At 59.6% G+C, this 19,927-nt stretch carries 19 protein-coding genes; 10 read left to right on the forward strand and 9 right to left on the reverse strand.

Annotated features, from left to right (window positions below; translation table 11 throughout):
• From cysC to JJE47_14425, 4 genes are all read right to left on the reverse strand, one after another.
• Positions 1-467: adenylyl-sulfate kinase (gene cysC / locus JJE47_14410; protein MBK5268616.1), on the reverse strand; the 467-nt coding region annotated here is incomplete at its 3' end.
• A gap of 19 nt (positions 468-486) precedes the next feature.
• Positions 487-2,406, reverse strand: coding sequence for a sulfate adenylyltransferase subunit CysN (cysN, locus tag JJE47_14415; GenBank protein ID MBK5268617.1), 1,920 nt, complete (start codon positions 2,404-2,406; stop codon positions 487-489).
• Complete coding sequence (gene cysD / locus JJE47_14420) at positions 2,406-3,344, reverse strand: sulfate adenylyltransferase subunit CysD (protein ID MBK5268618.1); 939 nt, start codon at positions 3,342-3,344, stop codon at positions 2,406-2,408. The genes cysN and cysD overlap by 1 nt, the downstream gene beginning before the upstream one ends.
• 145 nt (positions 3,345-3,489) lie before the next feature.
• A complete protein-coding gene (locus JJE47_14425; GenBank protein MBK5268619.1) occupies positions 3,490-4,695 on the reverse strand; it encodes an aromatic ring-hydroxylating dioxygenase subunit alpha in 1,206 nt (401 codons plus the stop codon).
• A 170-nt stretch (positions 4,696-4,865) separates the two neighbouring features.
• On the opposite strand from JJE47_14425, the gene JJE47_14430 reads away from it, so the two are divergent.
• Positions 4,866-6,062: an aminomethyltransferase family protein gene (locus JJE47_14430; GenBank protein ID MBK5268620.1), complete on the forward strand. Its 1,197-nt coding sequence runs from the start codon at positions 4,866-4,868 to the stop codon at positions 6,060-6,062.
• A gap of 15 nt (positions 6,063-6,077) precedes the next feature.
• Positions 6,078-7,664, forward strand: coding sequence for an NAD(P)/FAD-dependent oxidoreductase (locus tag JJE47_14435; protein ID MBK5268621.1), 1,587 nt, complete (start codon positions 6,078-6,080; stop codon positions 7,662-7,664).
• A 105-nt stretch (positions 7,665-7,769) separates the two neighbouring features.
• Here JJE47_14435 and JJE47_14440 read toward each other — a convergent pair whose 3' ends face one another.
• From JJE47_14440 to JJE47_14450, 3 genes are all read right to left on the reverse strand, one after another.
• Positions 7,770-8,921 (reverse strand): adenosylhomocysteinase, encoded by a 1,152-nt coding sequence (locus JJE47_14440; GenBank protein ID MBK5268622.1) that lies wholly within the window; start codon positions 8,919-8,921, stop codon positions 7,770-7,772.
• 41 nt (positions 8,922-8,962) lie between these two features.
• Entirely contained in the window at positions 8,963-9,175 is a 213-nt protein-coding gene (locus JJE47_14445; GenBank protein ID MBK5268623.1) for a hypothetical protein, read from the reverse strand.
• A gap of 95 nt (positions 9,176-9,270) precedes the next feature.
• Positions 9,271-10,689 (reverse strand): GerMN domain-containing protein, encoded by a 1,419-nt coding sequence (locus JJE47_14450; protein MBK5268624.1) that lies wholly within the window; start codon positions 10,687-10,689, stop codon positions 9,271-9,273.
• A 232-nt stretch (positions 10,690-10,921) separates the two neighbouring features.
• Here JJE47_14450 and JJE47_14455 point away from each other — a divergent pair, with 232 nt between their 5' ends.
• From JJE47_14455 to JJE47_14490, 8 genes are all read left to right on the forward strand, one after another.
• Positions 10,922-11,788, forward strand: coding sequence for a dioxygenase (locus tag JJE47_14455; protein ID MBK5268625.1), 867 nt, complete (start codon positions 10,922-10,924; stop codon positions 11,786-11,788).
• 330 nt (positions 11,789-12,118) lie between these two features.
• Positions 12,119-13,075, forward strand: coding sequence for a prolyl aminopeptidase (gene pip, locus JJE47_14460; GenBank protein MBK5268626.1), 957 nt, complete (start codon positions 12,119-12,121; stop codon positions 13,073-13,075).
• Between the two features lie 61 nt (positions 13,076-13,136).
• Positions 13,137-13,349 carry a PhnA domain-containing protein gene (locus tag JJE47_14465; protein MBK5268627.1) on the forward strand — a complete coding sequence of 71 codons (213 nt, stop codon included), beginning with the start codon at positions 13,137-13,139 and terminating at the stop codon, positions 13,347-13,349.
• Between the two features lie 76 nt (positions 13,350-13,425).
• A complete protein-coding gene (locus JJE47_14470) occupies positions 13,426-13,977 on the forward strand; it encodes a cysteine hydrolase (GenBank protein ID MBK5268628.1) in 552 nt (183 codons plus the stop codon).
• Between the two features lie 100 nt (positions 13,978-14,077).
• Positions 14,078-14,932 (forward strand): VanZ family protein, encoded by an 855-nt coding sequence (locus tag JJE47_14475; GenBank protein MBK5268629.1) that lies wholly within the window; start codon positions 14,078-14,080, stop codon positions 14,930-14,932.
• Between the two features lie 9 nt (positions 14,933-14,941).
• A complete protein-coding gene (locus JJE47_14480) occupies positions 14,942-15,145 on the forward strand; it encodes a hypothetical protein (GenBank protein MBK5268630.1) in 204 nt (67 codons plus the stop codon).
• Positions 15,146-15,194: 49 nt separating this feature from the next.
• On the forward strand, positions 15,195-15,863 hold the full coding sequence (locus tag JJE47_14485; GenBank protein MBK5268631.1) for a cyclase family protein: 669 nt from the start codon (positions 15,195-15,197) through the stop codon (positions 15,861-15,863).
• A 286-nt stretch (positions 15,864-16,149) separates the two neighbouring features.
• Complete coding sequence (locus tag JJE47_14490) at positions 16,150-17,925, forward strand: alpha amylase C-terminal domain-containing protein (GenBank protein MBK5268632.1); 1,776 nt, start codon at positions 16,150-16,152, stop codon at positions 17,923-17,925.
• Between the two features lie 30 nt (positions 17,926-17,955).
• On the opposite strand, the gene JJE47_14495 is transcribed toward JJE47_14490, so the two are convergent.
• Positions 17,956-18,693, reverse strand: a complete 738-nt coding sequence (locus JJE47_14495) for a transporter substrate-binding domain-containing protein (protein ID MBK5268633.1) — start codon at positions 18,691-18,693, stop codon at positions 17,956-17,958.
• A 79-nt stretch (positions 18,694-18,772) separates the two neighbouring features.
• Entirely contained in the window at positions 18,773-19,903 is a 1,131-nt protein-coding gene (locus tag JJE47_14500) for an alpha/beta fold hydrolase (protein ID MBK5268634.1), read from the reverse strand.
• Positions 19,904-19,927 lie beyond the last annotated feature (24 nt).

Genomic DNA, 19,927 nt, shown 5'->3' on the forward strand with positions numbered 1-19,927 from the left:
GAGATTCCACTAAATTCCTGGATCTCGCCGGACCGGGCCTTCGCATACAGCCCTTTGACGTCGCGTCGTTCACAAAGCTCAAGCGGTGTATCGACGAACACTTCGATAAAGCGACCGTCCGGGTGCAGAGCGCGCACCCGACCGCGATCGGCTGCGTATGGTGAAATGAACGCGGTCAAGACGACCATCCCGGCATCCTGGAATAGGCGACAGACCTCGCCAATCCGCCGAATATTCTCGGTCCGATCCTCCGGGCCGAATCCGAGATCGCGGTTGAGTCCAAAACGAATGTTGTCGCCGTCGAGCACATAGGCCGCTACACCACGTTCGAGCAGGGCCCGTTCGACCGCAAAGGCAAGCGTCGATTTTCCGGAGCCGGACAGCCCCGTAAACCAGACGGTAAATCCCTCATGGCCGAGGTTGGCGGCCCGCTGAGCGGCGGTCACCTGGCTTTCGCTCCGCACAATGTTCTGGGAAACCGGGCTATCAACCACGGAGAAAACCCCGGTCGCCCAATACTCGAAGGATCTCGCTCACACACTCAGGTACACCCTGCACCGAAGTGTCAAGCCGAAGGTCCATGTCAGTTGGCCGCTCGTAAGGTGCCGAAACGCCAGGAAACTGAGCGATCTCACCCCGATCGGCTGCATCATAGAGCCCGTTCGGGTCCCTTCGGCGACACACTTCAATCGGGGTATCCAGGAACACCTCGACATACCGATCGTTTCCGATCAGTTCCCTGGCCCGGCTTCGAACTTCGGCGTTGGGAGCGACTAGAGCCGCCACCGCAACAAGCCCCTGATTGTTCACCAACCGGGCAACCTCAGAAACCCGGCGCAAGTTCTCCGACCGGTCCTCGGCGCTAAACCCCAGGTCACGGCTAATCCCCATGCGGATGTTTTCACCGTCGAGCCGAATCGACACCTTGCCACGATCAAACAATTCACGCTCAAGAGCGGTGGCGATGGTCGACTTACCGGCCGCGGTGAGGCCGGTTAGCAAAACGGTGCAGGGCTGCTGTCCATATCGGATCGCTCGTTCGGTGTCGTCGATTCCCGATGCGTGCCGGACCAGCCCCGTCTCAGGGGCCCGATCCCAGGCCGAAGCGGCCCCGACGATCATGCCCGCTGCCACCGTGGCGTTGGTAAGGCGGTCCACGAGGATGAACGATCCCGTGTGACGGTTTTCGCCATACGGGTCGAACAGTAACTCTCGGTCCGATCGCACCGTGCATTGAGCTATGTCGTTGAGCCCCAGAACTGAAGCTTGCTGGTGTTCAAGCGTGTTGATGTCTACCCGGTGGCGGATCGCGGTGATCGTGGCATTACTGAAGCCATTCGTGGAATGCAGCAGATACTGTTGGCCGGGCTTCATTACGACGTCGGCCATCCACACGATCATCGCATCGACATCGTGGGCTCTGTGGGGCTGATCGCCGGCTTTGACGAGAAGATCGCCGCGACTGACGTCGATCTCGTCGTTGAGCGTCACAGTCACGGCTCTGCCTGGTCCGGCTACGTCAAGATCACCATCAAACGTGACAATCCGACCGATGCTCGATCGAACACCCGAAGGAAGCGAAACGATTTCATCCCCGGGGCGTATGACGCCCGATGCAATGGTGCCTGCAAAGCCGCGGAACCCGAGATCGGGACGGACGACGAGTTGAATGGGCATCCGAAAGTGCTCGAAGTCGATCCCGGTTGCTACGTCAACGGTCTCGAGATACTCCATGAGAGGAGGACCGTTGAACCATTCCAACTCGGTCCCCGGATCAACCACATTGTCACCGAGCAGGGCCGACATCGGAAGAAAGTACGGACTCCCTAGGTCAAGTCCTTTCGAGAACTCCCGGTATTCGTGACAGATCTCGTCGAACCGATTCTCCGACCAGTCGACGAGGTCCATCTTGTTGATGGCCACAACCACGTTGCGAATCCCCAGCAGGCTGGCGATGTAGCTGTGTCGCTTCGTTTGTGGCAGGACTCCGCGACGAGCATCGATCAAAATGATCGCCAGCTGACAGGTTGAGGCTCCGGTAACCATGTTGCGGGTGTACTGCTCGTGGCCGGGCGTGTCTGCGATGATGAACTTGCGACGAGCCGTCGAGAAATAGCGGTAGGCGACGTCGATTGTGATGCCCTGCTCGCGCTCGGCTTTAAGTCCGTCCATGAGAAGCGCCAGGTCCACTTGGTCACCGGCCGACCCCATCGTGGTCGAGTCGACCTGAAGAGTCGCCAACTGATCCTCGTAGATCATCTTCGAGTCGTGCAACAAGCGCCCGATGAGCGTCGACTTTCCATCGTCGACACTGCCGCAGGTGAGAAATCTGAGAAGGTCTTTTCTCTCGTGTTCGGCGAGATATGCCCCGATATCGGTGGCAATGAGTTCCGATTGGTGGCTCATTAGAAGTAGCCCTCCCGCTTCTTCTCCTCCATCGAACCTGATTGGTCGTAGTCGATGACGCGCCCCTCCCGCTCGGACCGGGTAGCAAGAAGCATCTCCTGGATGATTTCGGGAAGCGTGCGCGCCGTGGATTCGACGGCGCCAGAGAGGGGATAACACCCCAAGGTACGAAAGCGGACCGACCGCATTTGTGGGGTTTCGCCCTCGTCGAATCGGAACCGGTCGTCATCGACCATAATGAGAACTCCATCCCGTTCTACAACGGGCCTGACCGCCGAAAAATAGAGCGGGACGATCGGTATTTCCTCAAGGTAGATGTACTGCCAGACATCCAGTTCGGTCCAGTTGCTGATGGGAAAGACCCGGATACTTTCGCCTTTGCTGACCCGACCGTTGTACAGATTCCATAGTTCCGGCCTCTGATTCTTCGGATCCCACCGGTGGTGCTCGTCACGAAAGCTGAACACCCGCTCCTTGGCCCTCGACTTCTCCTCATCGCGCCGGGCTCCGCCAAAGGCCGCGTCATAACGCCCGGCCGTCAGCGCCTGCTTGAGTGCCTGGGTCTTCATAATATCGGTGTAATTCTTGGAGCCGTGATCGAACGGATTGATACCCCTGACAATCCCGTCCTGGTTGGTGTGCACGAGGAGTTCCAATCCGAGTTCCGCTGCCATGCGGTCTCGAAAGGCGATCATCTCTTTGAATTTCCAGGTTGTGTCGATGTGAAGCAGCGGGAAAGGAATCTTGGCAGGATGAAACGCCTTTCGAGCCAGGTGAAGCAACACCGTGGAGTCTTTCCCAATCGAGTAAAGCATGACCGGCTTTTCGAACTGAGCAACCACTTCCCGAATGATGTATATGCTCTCTGCTTCCAGCTGCTTGAGATGGGTCAACCGAAGCTCCGGGGGAATCACGAGATCAGGCACCGTAGCCACCATCCACTCGAAACAAAACTGCGCCATCGACTTCGACCTGCACCTGGCATTGTGATCACTACCCCCTGACTACGGCCAACATCCTACGCGACCACTATCCGTTTGAACATTCGACCGGCGCCCGGTCCTATCCCGACCAATGTGGGACTCATAGAACCGTTTCGTCCAACCCGTCCATATACGGGTCCCATTCGATCAGGGGAGGCGGCACGAATCCCTCGCCGAGATAGGCACGACCGATCATGGCGTGGAACTTCGCCAGCGACGACTCCCAAGAACTGAGCGGACCCGGCTGGAAACCCCGGTTTGACGCCCCTCGCTGAACCCCCTCGCAGGCCGCCCAATCTTCCTGATTGGTTTGATCCCAGAAATCGACGGCATACGAGGGATCAAAGTCATCCTGCCCGGCTACTTCGGGAGCAAAAAGCCATTCGCAAACGATACGGGTCTTCCCGGTAGATGCCGGGGTCAGCGTGTGGGTCATGATGTAGTCCGGATGGGCGCTGATGAACAGATTCGGCATGACGAGCAGGTAAAGAACCTCGCGTTCAAGTCCAGGATCAAGATTTCGAAACCGGGGCAGTCGCCGCTCCCCACTAAAGGACATAGTCTCGGCCTGGGGCTTGAGATCCATGGTCCCGCCGCACCACATGCCGTCAGAGGGAATCGTACGACCACTGCTTGGCGGGCTGACCTCGCAGAGGGCCGGATGGATGGTGGTGCAGTGATAACACTCAAGGTAGTTCTCGGCTATGAGTTTCCAATTGGCCGCGACTTCGTATTCGTGTTTGACGGCGCTGACCAGTCGTACGGGCTCGTAAGATGCCAGGACCTTCCCGAGCGAACCAAGGGTCGCTTCGAGCGTGTCGCCGTCGCCCGAGCTATTGACGAACAACCAGCCGAGCCATTCCCCGACCCGGACCGATTGAAGAGGCCAGTCCGCAAGATCGAATCCAGGGCTCTGGGTGAGAGTGGGGGCAGTGCGCAGGGTTCCGTCGAGCCGATACGCCCATGAATGGTACGGGCATCGAATCTGGCGAGCATCGATCCGCTCACCGACGGCGAGCAACTCATGACCGCGATGCCGACACACGTTCGAGAACGCGGCGACTTGTCCATCGGGCTGCCGGGAAAGCAGAATCGTCTCTGCTCCTAGTTCCATCGCTCGTAGCTGGCCGGGGGAGAGCAGGTCGTCGAGTCGGCCGAGACAGACCCAACCGCCTTCGAACAACTCCTCCTGCTCCCAGGCGAATAAGCCATGGGACGAATAGGCATCTGCTGGCAGCGTCCGGCTTTGACCGCCACGCAGGAGGAGCTTCTCGATGGTTTCTGTGGGAAGCGGGGCTGGATTCATTCCGGTCACCTTACGCCATTTCGCCATGCTGTAGCCGCTTCAAACGTCCCCTTCGGGATGACGATGAACGGCCCGTGTGAGCAGGCCGATCGGCAGGTAGCTAGCCTCACCAAACATGTTCAGTCGGTCAGCTCAGCGCGTCAATCTCGTAGCTCGTTCTAGGAGAGGCAATGGTCCGTTACACCGCCTTTCATGACCGAACGAGGGCACTGAACACCACCGAACTGTGGTCTCATTGGGCCGGGTACCTTGCTGCGGACCGGTATCAACTCTCGGAGAAGTTCGAGTACTTCGCCATTCGCAATAGCGTTGGCATGTTCGACACCTCTCCGCTCTACAAATACCGGATTCAGGGCGGCGATGCGGAGACATTTCTGGCAGGCCTACTTACCAGGAACATCCGTAAATGCCGGCCGGGCAACGCCCAGTACACCATCTGGTGCGACGACAACGGATTCATCATCGAAGACGGCGTGATCATTCGGCAATCGGAAACGGAATTTCTGCTGAGTACCGCCGAGCCAAACCTCGCCTACTTCGAGGATCGAATCGGCCGACTCCAGGTGACCATCGACGATATTTCCGACGACATGGCTGCCCTGGCGGTCCAGGGTCCCCGTTCGAAGACGATCCTGACTGAACTGATTCCCGAAGTAGCCGGGCTCGGCTACTTCCAGGCGACCGAAGCCAAGATTGGTGAAGCGCCCGTCGTCATCTCGCGAACAGGTTTCACCGGTGATCTCGGTTACGAAATTTGGGTGGAAAACGATTATGGGCTCGCTGTCTGGGACGCGGTTGCACGGGCCGGCGAAGGCTATGGCATTCTCCCGTTCGGAACGACTGCTCTCCTGATGGCTCGGATCGAAGCCGGGCTGGCCCTCATCGACGTGGACTTCTCGTCGTCTCGCTATGCATGGACCGATGCGGATCGAACGACGCCGATGGAATTGGGGCTTGGATGGATGGTACGCGACATCGACGATGGCGACCGCCAGTTCATCGGCCGTCGGGCCATCCTGCGCGAGATGGTCGCTGGATCTCGCTGGAACTTGATCGGGTTGCTGATCGACTGGAGGGACTGGTTCGACGTGTATGACCGCAACGGTCTCGTTCCGCCCAAAGACCACTTGCCCCATGAGTCCGAGTCAATCCTGTACGACGCGACAGACCAGCCGGTGGGCTACGCAACAAGCTTGATGTACTCGCCAATGGTCCAGCGACATATTGCCATCGCCCGGGTTCAACCGGAGCTGGCGGTTCCCGGCAATCAAGTCAACATGGAAGTCACCATTAACCACACGTGGCAACAGGTCAAAGCCCAGACAACCCGGATGCCCTTCTACAACCCACCCCACAAGACTGCATAAGGACTGCGCATGGCAATGGATCGAACCTATGACGCCATTATCGTCGGAGGGGGCCACAACGGATTGGTGAATGGGGCCTACCTCGCCAAGACTGGACTCAAGACGCTCATCATCGAGCGACGGCATCTGGTCGGAGGGGCGGCGATCACCGAGGAGCTACACCCCGGATTCTCGTTCACCACGTTTTCTTATGCGCTGAGCCTGCTGCGACCCGACATCATTCAGGAGCTCGAACTCGTCAAGCACGGCTTCAAACCGCTACTCATGGAGTCAACGTTCGCTCCCATGAAAGACGGAAACTATCTCCTGTTGGGGCAGGACCACCAGGCCAACATCGCCGAGATTCGTCGACACTCCAAGCACGACGCAGACGCGTACGACCAGTATTCGCATGACGTAAATCGGGTATGCCGGGCGATCAAGCCGCTCCTCGATAACATACCGCCCGATATCACCAGCCGGGATCCGGAAGAACTCATCCGGATGGCAACTCTCGCTCAACACATGCGCGATCTGGACCCGGCGGTTCTCCACAATGCAGTTCGTCTGCTGACAGGCAGCGCAGCCGACTTTCTTGATGACTATTTCGACAGCGAAATACTCAAAGCGACGCTTGCCTCTTCGGGCATCATCGGGACAAAAGTCGGTCCGATGTCTCAGGGTTCGGGTCTCGTTTTGCTCTACCACAAGATGGGAGAGCACGACGGTGATCAGTCTTCATGGGCGTTCCACAAAGGTGGCAACGGGGGCTTCACCCAGGTCCTCGCCAGGGCGTTCGAGTCATACGGTGGCGAGATCAGTCTCGAATCGCCCGTTGCCGCGGTAATCACCAGTAACGGCAGAGCCCGCGGCGTGGCGCTCGAAGATGGGACTGAGTTCAAAGCAGACATCGTCGTAAGTGCCCTTGACCCCCGGCGCACGTTCCTCGAGTTGGTGGACCCACGCGAGCTTCCGTCAGATCTCGTGGAAAACATCAACCGCTTCCGATTCCAGGGAACCTCTGCAAAGGTCAATTTCGCTCTCGATGGTTTGCCAAGGTACCCGGCTCTCGGGAATCGCGGAGACCAGTTTCGCGGGTTCACCAATATCGGACCAACCATCGATTATCTCGAGCGGGCGTTTGATGACGCCAAGTACGGCTGGTACTCCAAGCAGCCGTACATCGATGCCTGTTTCCAATCCACGATCGATCCCGACATGGCTCCGCCCGGTAAACACGTGATGTCGGGATTCATCCAATATGCCCCGTACGAACTGAAGGGGAGTGACTGGGACACCGAGCGCGAGACTTTCGGGGATACGGTCCAGGCCGTGCTCGAGTCACATTTTCCCGGATTTGGGGACCTGGTTCTCCACCGCGAAGTCGTAACACCCCTTGACATTGAACGGGTCGTGGGTCTATCGGAAGGTAACATTTTCGGAGGAGAGTTCCTCGCCCCACAGATGTTCTTTTTCCGACCTGCTCCCGGCTGGAACCAATATCGGACTCCGATCGAGGGCTATTACCAATGCGGCTCTGGAACTCACCCCGGCGGCTGCGTCATGGGGGCGCCAGGGAAACTGGCGGCAGCGCAGATCCTCAAGGACCAACAGCATCCCTAATTCGGGTCCGCCGTGGGCTCGGTATCGATACTTCCGTCGTCTCGCCTAGCCGGGGAGATCCGCACTACCGGCGGGGATACTGGATGCCTGCACCCCCGGAAACGATCACCGGAGTTCGGCGACCATCGCCCTGGCTACCCAGTCGTCAATGTCGGCCGGCACCGGCTGATCGCCGACCGAACAACTCGCCGGGTCGATCGCCAGACGTTCGAGGCACAACGCTTGCAGGCTGAACCCGAGGTCCATGATTTCGATCGAGTTTCCCCGGCTACCGGTCACCGCCAGATTCACCATTCGCCCTTGGGCGACCACATCGATCGACCCACCCGATGCGAACCGATAGCGGGTTATGTCGGCACCCCGATCGCTTGGCACAGCAACCTTGCGAAGTCCTTCGACGTCAATTTCGTTGTCGAAATGGCCGGCGTTGGCGAGCACCGCATTCGGTTTCATCCGTTCCATGTCTTCAACAGAAATGACATGAGCGTGTCCTGTTGCCGACACGAAAAGGTCACCAAGCGACGCCTCCTCCTCCATGGTTGAGACCGCATAACCATCGATCGCCGCTTCGAGCGCCTTGATGGAATCCGGCTCGATCACAACGATATCGGCACCGGCGGCTCGTCCATATTGGGCGATGCCTCGACCGCACCAGCCGTAACCAAGCACGACCAACCGACGTCGATGCAGCAGAAGATTCGTAGCCGACCTGATCGACTCCACGACGGACTGGCCAACCCCATGCTTGTTCTCAACGATCGCTTTCAGAGGACTGTCGTTGATGACAAGCACCGGGAATGGCACTCGACCCCGGAGCGACCCTCGCAATGTGATCGCGCCAGAGGTGGTCTCTTCGGTCGCCCCGAGCGGGGATTGATTGTCCTCAACAAGAAGTTCGATCATTTCCGCCCCGTTGTCGAGCGCCAGGTCAGGGCGCTCCGCCACAAGACGATGAAGGTTGGAGGCGATCGTCACATCGTCATCGGCTCGACTCCCGAACACTTCGATTCCGAGGTTCCGGAGGTACCCGGCGAGGAGATCGTCCGTCGTGCCTTTGTTGCCCATCGCTACGACCCGGGCACCGCCACCGACCAGCGCCCGTATCAGGACCCCGGTTTTCGGCTCGACGTGGATGCGAACCGCAATGGTCAGACCCTCGAACGGCCGTTCCTCGCTGAAACGACGTGCGATTGCCCTCAGAATGGGCATGTGGTCCGAAACGAACCCCATCCGACCATCCATTGCCTGTTCCCCCATGCACCGAGCCTAGATCGTTCGGTACCGGCACACCGTCGGAGTCACCCGGCTCGGCGACGACGCTGGCGCCAAAACGCCACTACGCCACCGATGACAACTCCGGCAGGAATCAGAAATACTGTCGTAACCGCGGCAGCTGCCAGGTCACCGAAGCCACTATTCGGGGCCAGAGCGATGGCAACAAGACCGATTCCGAGTCCCATGAGGGCACCCAAAACGGCGCCGATAATGACCTTCACCGGGGTCGATTGCACGCACTGATCTCCTAGATGGAAGCAGTGCACACGTTAGTTCACTCGATCACCGTGGGCGCGTAGATCGCCGGTAAGTTGAGGTTGTGTCGGCACGGTTATGGCATCAGCCAGACGGCTACTTCTCGCACATCTAGGCGGGCACCATCCTTCGGGGAGTTCCACCACACCTGAAGAGTCCCCAGCTCAGGGCGCGGCACCGTATACGAGATGTCGATAGACATCGCTCCAAATTCAGGCCCGCTCCCGCCGGTCGTTTCGAATCCTGATGCCAATTCCAGGCCGTCGTTGTCAAAGAGCGCCCAGGCCACGGTCGCCTCGAACGTGCGACTGAGTCCTCGGACCTCGATCGGACTCTCGACGAACTCGAACCAGGCGGGGGTCTCCGGGCTCACTTCCGCCACGATTCCCGCACCGAGCTGATCCGCCATCGTCGGAAGGAAATAGGCCCGATCCAGCCCCCCGTCGGGGATAATCAAGCCCTCGGAGGAAAAGACCGTGACCGGCACTCCGTCCAATTCGAGTTTGACACGATCGATCGTGTCGAAGGCGGTCAGGGTGAAAGTCAGCTCGGCGAGCCGACCCGTCATGCTGGCAGTTCCCCCACCGTCGTCGAAGGTCTCGGACAGGTCAACCGTCGCCGTCCCAGCTACGACGACCACAGAGTCGTTTCGAACGACGCCCGCTGGAATGGTCGACGAGAACGCAGGAATCTGGGCGAGCTCCCCATCGGTCGGTCCCTCCAACAGCAGATCAACCGCGGTATCGGGGGTAACCGGCTGAGCCAGATAGCGGGAAGCGGTGGCCAGAAATGGTCCACCATCTGGCTGATTCAAGAAGAAAAATATCCGAGCGACGTTGGCGTCGGCAACCGAGGGAGGTGGCAGGGGGGTGAGTCCAAGCGCTCGAGCAACGAACGTGGCCATCTGGGCCCTCGTGACGGGTGCGGTCGGGCAGAACCGATCGTTGTCCGGCGGATTACATCCGACCGTGATCCCGACGGCCGCGATAGCGTTGATATTCGCTTCATGTACGGAACCCGTGTCATCGGTAAACGCATCAGCCGCCGATGGAGTCACGGCAAAGGCTCGCACCAGGAACGAAGCCATCTGCCCCCTGGTTACCGGGGCGGTCGGGCAATACCGATCGTTGAGAGGAGGATTACAGCCGAAGGTGTAGCCCGCCGCAGCGATGGCGTTGATGTTTGCTTCGTGGATGGAACCGGTGTCGTCGGTAAATGCGTCATCCAACGATGGTTCGAGCATGCGAGCTCGGACCAAGAACGATGCCATTTGCTCCCTGGTTACCGGGGCGTTGGGGCAATACAGATCGTTGGCAGGTGGGTTGCAGCCGAGGGTGATTCCTGCCTCGGCAATTGCTTCAATGTTGGCTTCGTGAATACTGCCGTTGTCATCGGAAAACGTACCGGCGGGTGTGAGCGGGATGGCTCCAACCGAAGGAGCGAGTAGAGCGATGACTGCGAACAGTGCCACGAGCACGGTAGACGAACGACGCATGTCGGCACCTCTCATTCGAGTGGTCCTGGCGGGCCCTTCTGGCGGCCAGGTCTGGCGCGAATTATATCGATCCAACCGGTAGAGAACTAGAGCCGAAAGGCTGCCTGCGGCCGATAACCACAAAAGGGCGAAAGTTCATCCAGGCACCTCCACTAAATGCTTGACGATTCAAGCAATGTGGTAGAATATTGACATTCAGAGATCAACCTCCAGTGGAGATCCCGTGTCAATCATGAATCCCGCCCATCCCGGAGAAGCGTTCGATCAGTTTCTTGCATCACAGGCGCCTGCAAGCGCCTCTCAGACCGTATGGACTCCCGAGTTTGGCCCGCTGCCGTCTCTGTACCTGAGCCACGGTGCGCCACCCGTATTCGACGATCCGCATTGGATCGACCAACTGTTCACCTGGTCGCAGTCACTCCCGAAACCCACGGCCATCCTCATCGTGAGTGCCCACTGGGAATCAGCCCCCCTCAGTCTTTCCGCCTCCGCAGCCGGAACCCCGCTCGTGTATGACTTCGGGGGTTTTGCGCCCCGATACTTCGCGATGCGATACGCCACACCTGATGCCTCTGAGCTGGCGGGCCTGGTAGCTGCACTCATGCCGGACACCGAGCCAGTCCATGAGCACACCACTCGAGGACTCGATCACGGTGCCTGGGTACCACTCAAAATCATGTATCCGTATGCCGATATTCCGGTTCTTCAGCTCAGCATGCCTACTCACGATCCGGGTCGGCTATTCGACCTCGGCCGCCGCCTCCAGCCACTCAGGGAACAAGGCGTCCTCATCATCGGATCGGGATTCATGACCCACGGATTGCAGTTCGCCACCCGCGAAATGTTCGAACACAACACCATCCCCGGATGGTCGAAAGAGTTCGACATCTGGGTTGCCGAGGCGTTGGCCCGGGGTGACTTCGACACGCTCGCAAACTTCCATCAGGCTCCGGGGATGCCATTCGCCCATCCGACCGCGGAACACTTCACACCGTTGTTCATCTCCCTCGGGGCGGCCTCGGACCCGCAGGCCGCCCCGACGACGATCATCGACGACTACCAGTTCGGCTTTGCCAAACGCTCCGTCCAGTTCGCCTGACAGGGGACCCGCACTGAAGTCCCACGGCTGACTGACGAACGGGCCACCGGGCGGGACTTCAACAGGGCTGGTCTCCTCGTTGCATCTCCGCTGGACCGTCAATTCAATCCGCGACGGCAACACGGGAATGGGGGAGTGGGTCTGGGTGGTTCGCGAAGAGTGCCCCAACGACGGACGGGTCCAAATTGCGATGCTCACGAGGCCCGCCGGATCGTTCTCGGCCCCCATTCGGTCACCCAGCACCAGCAGCTATGGGAAGCGTGTGAACTCTGGTTGAAACCATGCAAGACCGGTGCGAAGAGCGCCTTCCGACTCTCGTAGACTGAGCCAATGGCCGAATTCTTCCCACCGATCGAACCGTACGACAGCGGTATGCTCGACGTCGGAGATGGCCAGCGAATGTATTGGGAAACCTGCGGCAACCCTACCGGAAGACCCGTGCTCTTTCTGCATGGTGGGCCCGGGTCTGGCAGTTCACCAGGCCAACGGCGACTCTTCAACCCGGCTACCTACCGGGCAGTGCTTCTGGACCAGCGGGGATCGGGCCGGAGCCGCCCCTTGGCGGGCGACCCTTCGGTTGACCTGGATACCAACACGACTCACCACCTCATTGCCGACATCGAACTACTCAGAGTCCACCTCGACATCGAGCACTGGCACGTCCTCGGGTTCTCCTGGGGGACCACCCTGGCATTGGCCTACGCACAGTCGCACCCGGAGCGGGTTTCTGCGTTGGTCCTGGGCCTGGTCACAACGACCTCCCGTCGAGAAGTAGCCTGGCTAACCGAGGGGGTTGGACGACTCTTTCCAGAACAGTGGGCACGGTTCACAGCGGCGGTCCCTGACCCATACCGTTCTCTGCCGCTCATCGACGCCTACGCCGAGATGCTCAACTCGGCCGAGTCCCAGGTCCGTAACGACGCCGCCACCGAGTGGTGTGCCTGGGAAGATGCTCACATTTCGCTGGGGCCGGACCATGCGCCGAACCCTCGGTTCGATGACCCCGCCTTCTGCTACCTGTTCGCCCGTCTCGTGACTCACTACTGGCGCAACGGGGCCTTCCTCGAAGAAGACCAACTTCTCCGCGATGCCGGCACCCTCGACGGAATCCCCGGAGTTCTGATCCATGGCCGCTACGACGTGAGTAGCCCACTAGAGACGGCCTGGCGGTTATCGCAAGCCTGGCCGACGAGCGACCTCCACGTCCTCGCCGATGCAGGCCACGGCAGTCAAGAAAGTTTCCCCTCAGCCGTGCTCAGCGCCCTGGCAGACTTGAATCGCGGCTGACCTGATTTGATTTGAACCAGTTAAGCATGAGACCGCCAGGTGGGTTCCGGGAGGGCGAATCATGGATGCCAACGGCAACCTGCTCGTGAGCGGGGGCACTGTGACCATCGTCAAGGATGTCAAAGTCAAGGGCAGCTCATCCACCGTCAAAGTGGGGATGCGAATCACCGATATCCGGATCATGGGCGGCGACCACGATCGTCGATTGCGAAGTCAAAAAGGGAAGTTCCCAATAAGGCGTGGCTGCTGGGAAAAGCACAATCCGCAGTGCTGAGAGCAGCAAGAGGAATCTCTGCAAACTCCAAGACACCGATATGATGGCCGTACGTCCCTTCAAGAAAGCACCGCCCATGACAACAGCCCTTGTCATCCTCGACATGCTCAACGATTTTGTAGATGGAACTCTCGCCAACTCCGCCGCAGAACCAATTATTGGCACAATCGATCAGTTGGCTGCCGCTGCCAGGAAACGTGATGACTGGGTTGTCGTGTACGCAAACGACGCTCACGTGGCGGGAGATTATGAATTCGAGGTATTCGGAGAACACGCTCTCGCCGGCTCGAACGGCGCTGAGGTGGTCAGCCGCCTGGCGCCGGGTCCTGACGACATCGTGGTACCGAAAAGGTACTACTCGGCCTTCACGCAGACCGACCTCGACGCCACTTGCCGGGTTCACAATATCGATAAATTCGTAGTTGTTGGACAACACACAAATTGCTGCTGCCGTCACACCACGTACGACGCCTTCCTCCGAGGCATCGCCGTATCGGTCGTTTTGGACGCAACGTGCGTATTCGCGCCGATGGTCGGCGACCGATACGACCAGGTCCAAAGCGAGTCACTCGAGTACCTCCAGACCTTCTACAAGGCACAGGTCCTTGAGAGCACCGAACTCTTATAGGTCTGCTAGTTAGCGGACCTATAAAGGCCCATCGATAATTCTATTTGAGGCAACCCGCTATCTCATTCTCGCCACGGCCGTCTGGATTCCGTGGCGTGTGGTGATCTGGCGCCGGCGAGGCGGTGACACTGCTCGTGAGTTCGTCATTGCGGGGCTATTCATTTGGTCACTGGTCGTGGTGTATTTCACTTTTTTCCCGATGACCATCATCTTCTATGCCTGGTACGGAAGGTTCAACCTCGTGCCCTTCGCGAGCATCCTGCAGTTGATTCGCGAAACGTCGAAAGGTCTGGCTTCATACAACATCGGGGGAAACCTATTGCTCCTGGCGCCCCTCGGCGTCTTTCTGCCACTGCTCTTCAAGACGCTCCAACGTCCATTCCCGCTCCTGTGGCGGGTTGCCGTCATTTCGACATCAATCGAGGTAACCCAACTTTTCACAAGGGCCAGAGCGGTCGATATCGATGACGTGATCCTCAATACCACGGGCGTTGCGCTGGCGTACCTGCTCTACAAAGCGTTGGTTCGGGTGGCCGATACGACCCAACCAGGTCACCGGCTACTTGACCGTCTCGCCGCCGAACCCACCACAGAGCCGCTACTTCAGCCGGCGGTTCCGGTGGTTGTAACCGGTACGATCGCAGCTGCACTCATGCTGTCGGCGATTGCCGGAGCGACCCTGAGCGAGGGCGCCGGGGGCATCGTCGCGTACGCCTTGGCCGATTCGCCTGGCAGCACTGTTGTCAATCGCGTCGATGTCGAAGATTACGCGTTGGTGATGGTGCGCTCGCCAGATCCGGACGTCGAACAGTTGAGTCTCTATGGCTACAAGAAGGTGCTGCCGGGGAGATACACGTGGGTCATGGGACCCGCCTCCGTTCGGTTTGCCGGATCGGGCTACAGCTCCGGCATTACTGCGTTCAACCCCACGGTCGGCGAGGCACCCACTATCTAAGTGTGGGGCATGAACCAGGCCGGGGCCAGCACTGTCGAAGTGACCGGCCCTGGCGTCGATCTCGAACTTTCCCTACCTGCCCAACCGTACTTTGTAGTTGGTTTTCCATATGAATCTGATCCAACCACCGGCCTCCTGCCAACCTTCGGCTATGTGTTCAGTGATGCGACCGGAAGAAACCTCACGAGTGAGTTCGTGTCGCCAGACCAATAGACGCACGGTCGGTTCCACCGATACCTACTCTCCGGGTATCGTTAGAAACATGAGAGTCATCGATCTGACCGTCACCATCGGTCCCACCACGTACAGCCCGCCTTCGGTGAACAAACCTATTGAGGTGAACGTGATTCACCGAAGCCCGGGGTACTGGCAGGTGACCCAGGTAGCGATGGCCCTTCACGCCGGATCCCACGTCGACTTCACCCGGCACTTCCAGGAGGACGGTGAGACAGCTGAGCAAGTCGCTTTGTCACGCACGTGCGGCGAGGCCGTTGTCCTCGACCTCGGGAGCCTTGAACCGGGCCACGTCATCACACCTGCCGACCTGGAGGGCTGCAACGTCACCCCGAAGCGTGGAGAAATCGCCCTCGTACGAACCGGTTGGACCGACCAGGCATGGGGCTCATTTCCCCGGTACTACGTGGATTCCCCTTCGTGCAGTCCAGCGGCGGCCGACTGGCTGGTGGCCACCGGAGCGACCGCCATCGGGTTTGACTGTTTCCCGGAAGGCGCCGCCAAGTTGACGAACTACTTGCCTGCGGACTTTGTCATTCACCACAAAGTCGGGGAAGGTGGAGCCATTCTCATGCAGTCGCTTTGCAACCTTGGAGAGTTGCCTACCGACGGCGCCCGCTTTCAGTTCTTCGGCGCGTTCCTCAAATTCGAAGGAGCCGAGGGCGTGCCTGCCCGATTCTTCGCGCACGTCGACTGATCCGCGCTGGATCCGCCGGATTGAAATCCGTCAACACCAATATCAACGAAATCAGAAGAGGCCCCGCATGGCGGAGCCTCTTCTTTCGATCAGTCATCTTTCAGACAGATCCTTCGTTAAGCCACGCGAGTGGATTGTCATAGACTAGCCGCCCCGTTGCAGCGCTCGCTCTCGGCGTGTGCGTAGGCGCCAGCCGGGTGGCAGGATGACAGAGTGAAGAGACCACAGACCCCACCAAACCGGAGAGACGGAGCCTGGCCGAATGGCACATGAGCAAGCGTCGGGTATGGGAGCGATCCCCGACGGGGAGGGCACCACATTTCGCGTCTGGGCTCCCCATGCCGAGTCGGTAGCCGTAGCGGGAACGTTCAATGATTGGTCACTTGATGCCAACGCGTTGGAGCCCGAACCGGGAGGCTACTGGGCCGGCCGGGTCGAAGGAGCACGTATCGGCAACGAGTACAAGTTCGCCATCAAAGCCGGCGAGGTTCTCTTGCGTATGGATCCGTACGCCCGACAGGTGACGAGCAGCATCGGCAACGGGGTTATTTACCCGCGCGATTCGGACCCCTGGCTGATACCCGACGACTACCGAACCCCACCGTGGAACGAAATGGTCATTTATGAACTCCACCTCGGCACCTTCACCGATCCACCCGGCGACTCTCCCGGGAATTTTGAGTCGGCGATCGGACGCCTCGGCCACCTGAAGCGTTTGGGAGTCAATGTCATCGAATTGATGCCACCCATGGAGTTTGCCGGTGAAAGGTCCTGGGGATACAACCCGGCCCACCCCTTTGCCATCGAGTCGAACTACGGAGGTCCTACTGCGTTCAAGCATTTCGTGCAGTCTGCCCACGAAGCCGGCATCGCCGTCTTCATGGACGTCGTCTACAACCACTTCGGCCCGTCCGACCTGGACCTGTGGCAATTCGACGGTTGGACGGACAACGACGACAGCGGCGGCATCTACTTCTACAACGACTGGCGCGGCCAGACCCCTTGGGGACACACCAGACCCGACTACTCGAGACCGGAAGTGCGGGACTATCTACGCGACAACGCGCTGATGTGGCTCGAAGAATTTCGAATCGATGGGCTTCGATGGGATGCCACCGCCCACATTCGTAACGTATGGGGGGGTTCTGATCCAGGAGCGAACCTGGATGACGGATGGAGCCTCATGCGCTGGATCAACGATGAGATCAACGCCAGGCAGCCATGGAAAGTGTCGATTGCAGAGGACCTCCTCGGCGACCCGGCCATTACTGAACCCACTACCAATGGGGGAGCCGGGTTTGATGCGCAATGGGACGACCGTTTTGTGCACCCGATTCGCTCGATATTGACGCTTCGCGAAGATCAAGGCCGGGACATGTCATCGGTCGCTCGCGCCATCGACCACCGGTATGGTGAAGACGCGTTCCGACGGGTCGTCTATACGGAGTCGCACGACGAGGTCGCCAACGGAAGCGCCCGCCTTCCCGAAGAAATCTGGCCAGGCAACGCCAATGGGTGGCACGCCCGTAAGCGGGCGGCTCTCGGAGCAGTGCTCGTCTTCACGGTGCCGGGCATTCCTATGATTTTTCAGGGCCAGGAACTCCTCGAAGACCAGTGGTTCCGCGACGACCATCCGATCGACTGGGAGCGACTCGACACCGAGTCAGGTGTCGTGCGGATGTATCGGGACCTCATCGGATTGCGTCGCAACCTCGGCGGGACGTCGGGAGGTCTCACGGGTCAACACGTGCGAGTCCATCACGTCAACCAACAGGACAAGGTGGTCGGCTTCTACCGATGGGACCAGTCCGGACCCAACGACGATGTCCTGGTAGTCGCCAATTTCGCCGAACAACGTCACGAGGCCTACGTCATCGGGGTGCCGATCGAGGGGATTTGGGACGTCGTTTTCGACGGTGACGCGCCTGTCTATCACGAAAGTTTCGAGGGTAGCGGTGCATCCCGTGTGGAAGCCACCGCCAGCGGGGCGGACGGTATGCCGGCCTCAGTGACAATCGGTTTGGCCCCGTACTCAGCCGTCATCCTCAGCCGGGCCGACTGAACCAGTTCCTAGTCCGCAGTCATCTACCGTCTATCTCAGACCTGCCACCGACAGGCCCGTCACACCGTGCCGATCTATGGAGTCGGCTACCAAGCCGCTCGATTTGGCCTCCTCTACGAACCGCATCAGGAACTCAAGACCTACCGGATGGCGATCTCGAGGTGTGCCGATCGCCTGCTGAACCACGGAGAACCGGCCGTCGAGAACTCGGGCACCAGGGATTTTTTCGACGTCGGACATCAACCCCGGCCGGAGACCCGCCAGGGCATCCAAACCGCGTTCGAGGAATACCTCCAGCGATGAATCCGGGCTCTCGACCTGCACCAGTTGGGCATGTTTGAGATTCCGCTCCAGCCACAACCCGTATGCCGCTCGAGCTTTCACACATACTGTATGACCAGGTTGATCCACAGCCTCTACGGTCTCGATCGGAGACCCGGCCGGAACCAAATACGTGCTTTCAATCTCCGCGTACGCCGCGGTGAAGTTGATGAATTCGGCGCGAACTGGCTCGGCTCCAATATTGGCAATATCCCATTCGGTTAGGGCATCGGCTACATCTCCGGGGTTCGGGTACGTCAGATATTCGACTCCCACGTCAAGTTGAGCAGCGAGAGCCGAAGCCATGTCGGGCGACACCCCGACCGGTGTGCCATCTGTCGCGGTGGATGTGACAAGCAGGAAGTTGCTCAGGTTGATGCCAGCCCGCAGGGTACCGGTTGGCGCTATTGCAGTGATGGCCGCCTGGGAGGGATTCAGATGTTGCACAGCCACGACTCTAACTGCGACCAGGATGCACCGTCCGATGGCCGGTTTGCGCGCCTCATCCCGATGAGAGCTTGCCCGATCACGGTTGCGCGACGAGCCATTGGCGCACCTGTTCGGCAACGACCGGATCGCGGGCCAGGTCGGAGTGACGACGACCGCCGATGACTGCTACATGAGTGGCTTCAACGCGCCGCCGACGTCCCCGGCCGGTCCCACTGGGCACCCGAACGATGAGATCTCCAAGAAGCGAGCCGACCGGATGTCCTGGATCGCCGGTCAAGACTCCAGCGATGAAGTGTTGCGTTATGCCCTCCGGTTCGGGGACCACCTGAGTCCCTCCCTCGGCGGCCGTCCGGGGATCGTCCCCGCCGATGGAGCCAGAACGTAGGTCTTTGAGGCCGGCGCTGCGTCGTTCCAGGAACTGACTCAGCGGTCGGGTTTCAGGTGACACTCGAAGGCCCAACGAGGCCAGGTGGGCACCCTTCGCCAGCGGCGCACCCAGGTGCGGAGATCCAAGCGTAACCAGACGGCGCACGACGTTCGACCACTCACGTTGAACCGACAGGCCGGTCTGAACGGCACTGCGTGCCACGAGCCCGCCCATCGAGTTGCCAACCAGAGCGATCTCGTCGACGGCCACCGGCCAGGCGCGGAAGAGGTCTTCCAGCAGGTCGGACATGTGGATTCCGTTTTCGGCGACAGACCGGCCGGTGTTGTAGCGCATCAGGAGGGGAGTGAATCCCGCAGAAGACAACAGGCGGGCCAATCCCGGGATTGGTGCATCCGATGTCGGTTCGGCCGTCCAGCAGCGCTCGGTCTCGCCAAGTCCATGGATCAACACGACCACTCGGGAAGTAGGAACCTCAAACGCCAACGCCAAAGCGTCCCGAGTCGGGGAAATTTGAGCACCGCCATCATCTCTGATGCTCATGTCAATCGCCAGCGGACTCGCCTGGATGGCCAATTGGTCACCCCACACGGCATTGGCGACAGCTTGCACGCCACTACCGACCCTCGAGTCCCATAGGCGCGGCACCGGCCGAACCCGTTGGATAACCGAACCGCCAACGGCCAGGATCCTTCCCAATGCCCAGCCGGTCATTCGCACCGAGCTGTATACCGCTCCGACCGATCTCAGATAGACGTCTCGAGCGGGATCGATTGGCGGACCCACCAGGTCAAACCAGCGACCGACGATCGCTCGATGCATCCCCTCGACAGGTTCTGCCAGACG

Source organism: Acidimicrobiia bacterium, from assembly GCA_016650365.1.
GTDB lineage: Bacteria > Actinomycetota > Acidimicrobiia > Spongiisociales > JAENVV01 > JAENVV01.